Here is a 2,176-nt window from a genome sequence, read left to right on the forward strand (position 1 = left end):
GCGCAGATGTCCATGCTGCCACGCATGAAGCCGAGGACCTTCTACGACCTCGTGATCCAGGTGGCGATCGTCCGCCCCGGCCCGATCCAGGGTGACATGGTGCATCCCTATCTGCGCCGCCGCGAGGGCAAGGAGAAGGTCGAGTACCCCACGCCCGAACTGGAGGCGGTCCTGCACAAGACCTTGGGGGTGCCATTGTTTCAGGAGTCGGCGATGAAGGTGGCGATGGTCTGTGCCGGGTTCACCGGCGGCGAAGCCGACCAGTTGCGCAAATCCATGGCGACCTTCAAGTTCACGGGCGGTGTCTCGAAGTTCAAGGACAAGCTCGTTTCGGGAATGATCCGCAACGGCTACACGCCGGAATTCGCGGAAAAGACCTTCAGCCAGCTCGAGGGCTTCGGCTCCTACGGCTTTCCCGAAAGCCACGCCGCGTCCTTCGCGCTCATCGCCTATGCTTCCAACTATCTGAAATGCCATTTTCCCGATGTCTTCTGTGCGGCACTTCTCAATTCGCAGCCGATGGGCTTCTACGCCCCCGCGCAGATCGTCGCGGACGCGAGGAAGCATGGCGTCGAGGTGCGCCCCGTCTGCATCAACCATTCGCGATGGGACTGCACGCTCGAGCCGATCGATGATACCGGCCGCCATGCAGTCCGGCTCGGCATGCGTCTGGTGCGCGGCCTGGCGACGGCCGACGCGGCGCGGATTGTCGCCGCGCGCGCTGACGAGCCCTTCGCATCGGTCGACGACCTGTGGCGGCGTTCCGGTGTGCCGGTCGCCTCGCTCGTCGAACTGGCTGAAGCCGATGCCTTCCTGCCGTCACTGGCCCTCAAGCGGCGGGACGCGCTCTGGGCGATCAAGGCACTTCGCGACGAGCCGCTGCCGCTCTTCACCGCCGCGGCGGAACGGGAGGCGCGGGCGATCGCCGAACAGCAGGAGCCGGAAGTCGAGCTCAGACAGATGACCGAAGGTCACAACGTCGTCGAGGATTACAGCCACACCGGTCTGACGCTTCGCCAGCACCCATTGAGCTTCCTGCGGCATGACCTCGCCAAACGGCAGATCGTCACCTGTGCCGAGGCGATGAGAGCACGCGACGGACAATGGCTGATGACTGCCGGACTGGTGCTGGTGCGCCAGCGGCCGGGATCGGCGAAGGGCGTGATGTTCATCACCATCGAGGACGAGACCGGCGTGGCGAACCTCGTCGTCTGGCCAAAACTCTTCGAGCGATCACGCCGGGTGGTGCTCGGTGCCAGCATGATGGCGATCAACGGCAGGATCCAGCGGGAAGGGGAGGTGGTGCACCTTGTCGCCCAGCAGCTCTTCGATCTTTCGGCAGATCTTTCGAGCCTTGCCGAGCGCGACGGAGGCTTTCGGCTACCAACCGGACGCGGCGACGAGTTCGCCCACGGCTCTCCGTCAAGCCCCGATCGCCGCGAGCGGCCGATGCCGGGTGTTCGGGCAAGGGATATGTTCACGCCCGATCTTCATATCGACACGCTCAAGATCAAGAGCCGGAATTTTCATTGAATTCTACGCTCATCGCGGCGGAGAGATTTCCCCTAAACGAGGCGAGATGCGGCGCATCTCAAAGCGCGAGCCAGATGCTGATGCCAATGCTGACAAGCTGGCCGGTCATCATCAGAATTATCAGCGCGGCCAGGGCGTATCTCAGCATCGCACCACCGGTTCAAGCCGCCTTCAGCAGCACGAGTGCATCGGCGGGCAAGGGGCGGTGCAGAGCTTTTGCCTCCTCCCATGGTGCAGTCAGCCATGTCTCGATCTCATCGGTATTCCGCAGGATGACCGGCATTGCCTTCGGATGGATCGGTGCCACGACCGCGTTCGGTTCGGTCGTCAGGAAGGCGAAGAGGTCGCACGTAATCAGGCCCTCCTTGATCTTGCGCACGCACTCCCACTGCGGCACCCAGAGCCCGGCGAAGAACAAGAGCGGCTCGCTCTCGTCGCCTGCAAACCAGGCGTTCGGCGTGCGGCCGCCCTCGACCTTGCTCGCCGGGTCCGGCTCGGCAAAGCGGGTGAAGGGGACAACACAGCGGGTCTCGACGCCGAGCCAGCGCGTCCAGTGCTTGCTGGCGGTGTTGCGGATGTTCGTCGTTCCGCCGTCCGGCTCCATCTTCAGCAGCTCCTGAAAATCGACGTCCTTGCCCTTGGC

At 63.8% G+C, this 2,176-nt stretch carries 2 protein-coding genes; one reads left to right on the forward strand and one right to left on the reverse strand.

What is annotated here, in order from left to right; translation table 11 throughout:
* Positions 1 to 1,533: OB-fold nucleic acid binding domain-containing protein (locus NHF53_RS23555; protein ID WP_374591338.1), on the forward strand; the 1,533-nt coding region annotated here is incomplete at its 5' end.
* 160 nt (positions 1,534 to 1,693) lie between these two features.
* On the opposite strand, the gene NHF53_RS23560 is transcribed toward NHF53_RS23555, so the two are convergent.
* The coding region (locus NHF53_RS23560; protein ID WP_252836380.1) for an SOS response-associated peptidase family protein at positions 1,694 to 2,176 on the reverse strand (483 nt) is incomplete at its 5' end.

This window comes from Ciceribacter sp. RN22, assembly GCF_024054295.1.
In the GTDB taxonomy this organism is placed as follows: domain Bacteria; phylum Pseudomonadota; class Alphaproteobacteria; order Rhizobiales; family Rhizobiaceae; genus Allorhizobium; species Allorhizobium lividum.